Origin of the sequence: Flavicella sp. (assembly GCF_037132785.1) — a bacterium.
Taxonomy (GTDB): domain Bacteria; phylum Bacteroidota; class Bacteroidia; order Flavobacteriales; family Flavobacteriaceae; genus Flavicella.
The window spans coordinates 1-5,354 of sequence record NZ_JBAHZZ010000172.1; the positions used below are offsets into that span (position 1 = coordinate 1).

Sequence of the window (5,354 nt, forward strand, 5' to 3'; positions counted from 1 at the left end):
TTTTATTTTGGCTAAATAAGCCTTACAAGCTTCATCATTTGGCAGTTCTTTTATAAAACTCAGTATATTTTGACCTTGAAAAACATCCATATCTGTTATAGTTAATGACACTAAGACACAGAAACTAAATGACTAACTCAGAGAATATTAATTTGACTAAAAAATGTAGCTTTTATCTTTCTTGTACGTAAATCACAAATGCTATCTGAAAAAGTAACTGTTCTTTGTAGTTTCATAACTTAAATACACGTCTTAATAAGCTAACAAACAACGACATACAACCTAAGTTTGGATCTTTGTTTTTGTCATGTACCTTGCAACGGTCTTAACTTTTCATAAAAACCGAATTTACACAATTGAATTTTACACAAAAAAAAGATTGCCCAATAATTATAGTTCTATTCTAATTACTGAGCAATCTAAAAATCAATTTAAATCAAAAAAAATTAATCACCAACCTGGGTTTTGTGTTAAATTTGGGTTCAGAATTAACTCATCTAACGGGATTGGTTTTAAATATGCTTTCACATCAAAAGTATAGTTTCCTAAATTTGCAAAAGGTGTAAGATACCCTTCAGCATCTAATTGCGCATTTCCCTCCTCTAATTCTATATTTACTATGCCGTCTGCATAAAAAGCACCTCTAGGAGTGTCTCCATTGAATAAGCTATGAGCTCTCCATCTGTAAAGGTCATCTGCTCTAAATCCTTCTGCCATTAACTCTACAGAACGTTCTCTACGTACTTCATACAAGATGTCGGTTAGCGAATATCCGTAATTTGGCCAGTTTGAATCGGCTGTAATACTTCCTAATGTAATACCTGGCATATTGACACGATTACGTAGCATATTAATAGATTTATCTAAATCTGCTTGTGAAATATCACCTAATTCAGCTTTAGCTTCAGCAAAAATCAATAAAGCTTCGGCATATCGCATAATTATTTTAGACGTTTCTCTAGTAAAATCACTTAAATTCCCATCTATATTCACGTCCCTATATTTTTGTGATTCGTAGCCAGTATTTCCTGAATCAGTTGTAGAAAAATCTGGGTTTTCCCAGGCAAGCTCTGAGCCATCCGTGTCTATTTTAAGCAAATCTCCAGGAACCATAATTGTTGCCGCTAATCTAGGGTCTCTATTGGTTTCAATGGTTGATAAATTTTGGTCTCCAGTATATAACGGACTTGCCGAAATAGGATTTCCATCGCTACATAAATAACTACGAACTGCAAATCTGGTATATCCACAACGATTAGGCCAAGAAGTTTGTAAAACGTTATTAATTCCTAATGCTAGATCATCGTAATCTCTCCATAAAATGACTTCAATATTCCCGCTTAAGCCTATCTGATTGAATAATGATTTGTAATCATTGTGAAGTGAAAATACTCCACTGTCTATTAGCTCTTCAGACGCTTCAGCAGCAATTTGTAAATAACTAGAACCATCAGATCCATCTACACCATGATCGGTTCCAAGATGATACTTTTCCCAAGTGCCTTCATAAAGTGCTACTCTTGACTTTAATAGTAAGGCAGCCTCTTTACTTATACGAGGAGAAGTTGAAATATCTGGAAAGGATTGTAATAAAGAAATAGCAGTGTTTAAATCTGAAAGAATAAAGTCTGCTACTTCATTTCTGGGGTCTCTAGCTTTAAACACTAAATCTAAATTGGTATCATCAAAGTATTGATTAAAAATTGGCAAATCGCCATAGTCCACTAAAAGATCAAAATAGTGATAGGCTCTAAAGAAATACCCTTCACCAATATATTGATTAATTTCAGTTTCTTCACCTTCAGCTTGATCTACATGGGCTAGATACCAATTGGTTTCTCTTATTTCATCCCATTTACCCCAATCACTACCTGAAGCAGAAGTTGGAATGGAATAGTTAAAGCCACTTAGTCGACCGCTAATGTTTTCAGAAGTCAACATGTCTGTACCGCTATCTGGTAAGGCATTAAAACCAAGAGATATTGAACCCCATCCAGGTAGGTCTTGATAAAAAGCATTAACTGCAGTTCTTAAGTCTTCTTCTGTTTTATAAAAGTCGACTTCTGATATTTCATCTAAGGGTGTCATCTCTAAAAAATCATCACAAGATGATAATGATATCACGGTGCTTAGAATAATTAACTTAAATATATATTTCATGATTATGTAATTTAGAATGATAGATTTATTCCTGTTGAAATTAACTTAGATAATGGGTAAGATTGTGCACTACCAGCTACACTAGAAGTAACAATTTCAGGGTCAAAGAACATCAAGTCACTAATAGTAAATAAATTTTCTCCAGTAAGAAATATTCTAATTTTGTTAATTTTATACTTACGTGTAACAGACCTTGGTATAGTATAACCTATTTGTATACTTTTAAGTCTGACATAAGCACCATTTTGGATATAACGATCTACGTTATATCGATAATTTTTATTATTTCTTCCTGTACCATTCATATAAGGTTTAGGGAAATAAGCATCGGTATTTGCACCCAATGGACTTGCAGTGTCTTCAGCTCTAAAATAGTCTAAGTGTTCTTCCCATACATTAAAATGAAATTCACCTGATGCAGGACCTCTAAAACGTATGTGATTTGATAATAATACATCTTTTTTGCCGACACCTTGTATAAAGGCGTTGAAATCGAAATTTTTATAATTAACACCAAGGTTTATGGCATATTGATAACGCGGTGTAGAATTACCAATAACACTAAAATCTCCTGTGTCACCTTCAACCCAATCACCTCTATCAATTACATTGTCACCATTCAAATCTTTATATTTAGTATCACCGGCAGAATAATCCCAACCAGTAACCCAAGATTGGTCTATGGAATGGTTAGCAGCTTCAGCATCTGTCATAAACCAGCCATCCCAGGTAAGGCCCATGATTTCTCCTAAATCTTGTCCTTTACGGTACATGTTTAAGGATTTACTTTCGTTAGGATAGTCTACTATAGTTCTTTTGTAATCAGACAATACAGCTCTAATATTATAGCCGAAATCCCCTAATTGTTGTTTCCATGTTGCTTCAAGTTCCCAGCCTTGCACTCTAGAAGTTCCTATGTTGGTTTGTGGAGCAGTAGCACCAAGCTGGGTCGGCAAATCAACACCCTGTGCAACCATACCATCAATATCGGTTCTGTACCATGAAAAGCCGAAGCCTAGTCTGTTATTTAAAGCGTTAACATCAAAACCAATATCTGTAGTTTTTACAGTTTCCCAAGTTAAGTTTTCACTCCCTAAGTTTGGTGTATAAGAATAGATCTCTCTTTCTCCATCAAATAAATAGGCTGTTCCTGTTGTATTTAATGCTATATTGGTAAGGTATAAAAAATTAGGAACATTTTGGTTGCCAAGAGTACCGTAAGAACCTCTTACTTTAAAAGTACTAATATCATCAAACGGCCAAAAATCTTCTTTTGCAATATTATATCCTACTGAATAGCTAGGAAAACCTGCCCATCTATTATCTGGCTCAAACCTTGAAGAACCATCTCTACGGTAGCTAAACTCAAATAAATATTTTTCTTTGTAATTATATCTAAATCTACTAAAAACACTTTGTGTTGACCAATTTGAGATAGCGTCACTTAATAGTTGGTCATCGGACAATGATGTATCAAAAGAAACTACACTATCTGTAATTAAATAATTAGTATATCCTGATAGAGAATGAAAATCATAAACCTCACTTTGATATCCTATGATGCCATGAAAATTATGATTTCCAACTGACTTATCATAAGTCGTAAAAATGTTTGGAGAGAACGTTTCATTTGTTACTAAAGTAGCTGAATAAGATGTGTTTTCCTGAGATACTTGATCAATAAGACCAGAAGGTCTTATAACTTGACTTGATAAGATGATTACTTCTTGTAAGTTGTTATTTCTCTTGTAGTTTAATTGAGCTGTGAATTTTAAATCTTTTATAGGCTCAATAATAATTCTAGGAATTAAAATAAGTTGGTTGTTTTCTGTTTTGGCACGTTGTGAATCCCAAGCGGTATAATACTTGTGTTGGAGTAATTCTGAACCATAAATTGGGTCTACCAATGGTAAGGTTGGTTTTAATTTAGAAAGTAAATCTAAAACTCGGGATTTGTTCCATGCTACGCTATTACTGCTAACTTCTGTAGGAAAATCCGAATAGCTTTTCATGACTTTAGTTAATAATTCAATATTTAACCATTTATTAACTTGTGTAGAAAATTTCGCATCCAAGTTGTATCTTTGGAAAGATTCGTCTCCAACGGCTAATAAGCCACCTTCATGATAAGCACCAGCAGAGATGTAATAATTTAATTTTTCGTCACCTCCTGTTATATTTAAATTATGCTTACGTCTTTCCGACATATCGTTAAAAATAATATCATCCCATTCTGTAGCGGCAGTACCTGCAATACCTAGTGTACCATAATCCCAATCTGTGCCAGCTACATTCGCACTAATTGTTGGTGCACTACCAGGGCTTTTCATGTTCGCTAAAATATTTCCTAAATCTGTATCGTCATGATATGCTGTTTGAAAATTATTTGTTCTAGAATCATTAACAGCATAAGCAAAATTTATAGCACTCGCACTTTTTGGCCATACTGTTGGTTGTCCAAAAGAAAAATTATTACTATAAGATATTTTAGCTGCTCCATTCATGTTTTTACCACTTTTGGTTGTAACGAGGATGACACCACCTGATGCTCTTGACCCATATATAGAGGCTGCTGCAGCATCTTTAAGTACCGAAACAGATTCGATATCTTCAGGATCGATATTACTTAAGCTCATTTCGATACCATCTACAAGTACATATGGCTGAGCATCAACAAATGAACCAGCACCACCATCGATAGAATTACTTGCTAATAAACCACGTATGTTCATATTAGGTGAAGTTCCAGGTTCTCCTCCTGTTGATGAATTCGAAACCACTAATCCAGGTACAGAGCCTTGTAAGGACTGTACAGCGTCTGATGTTGCTCTGTTTTCAAAAACTTCAGAGCCAACTTGAGTTACTGCACCTGTTAATGTTACTTTTTTCTGTATACCATAACCAACAACAACTACTTCGTCAAGTTCAGAAATGTCTTCACCTAATATAACGTTAATATGGTTTTTTCCTTTTGTAGGTATTTCTTTAGATTTAAAACCGATATATGAAAATGTTAAGGTTGTGTTTGGGTTTGATAAGTTTATTGTGAAATTAAGACCGTTGCAAGGTACATGACAAAAACAAATATCCAAACTTAGGGTGTAAATCATTGTCTGTTAGCTTATTAAGATGTATATTCAAGCCATGAAACTACAAATAACACCTACTTTTGCAGATAGCATTTGTGATTTACG

General features: G+C 34.2%; 2 protein-coding genes and 1 pseudogene. All 3 read right to left on the bottom strand.

Annotated elements, in window-relative coordinates; all coding sequences use genetic code 11:
- Positions 1-90 (bottom strand): annotated as a pseudogene (locus V5787_RS10830) (IS1595 family transposase); the annotation flags it as partial.
- A 360-nt stretch (positions 91-450) separates the two neighbouring features.
- Positions 451-2,160, bottom strand: a complete 1,710-nt coding sequence (locus tag V5787_RS10835) for a RagB/SusD family nutrient uptake outer membrane protein (protein ID WP_336893235.1) — start codon at positions 2,158-2,160, stop codon at positions 451-453.
- Positions 2,161-2,171: 11 nt separating this feature from the next.
- Positions 2,172-5,270: a TonB-dependent receptor gene (locus V5787_RS10840; RefSeq protein ID WP_336893236.1), complete on the bottom strand. Its 3,099-nt coding sequence runs from the start codon at positions 5,268-5,270 to the stop codon at positions 2,172-2,174.
- Positions 5,271-5,354: the final 84 nt, after the last annotated feature.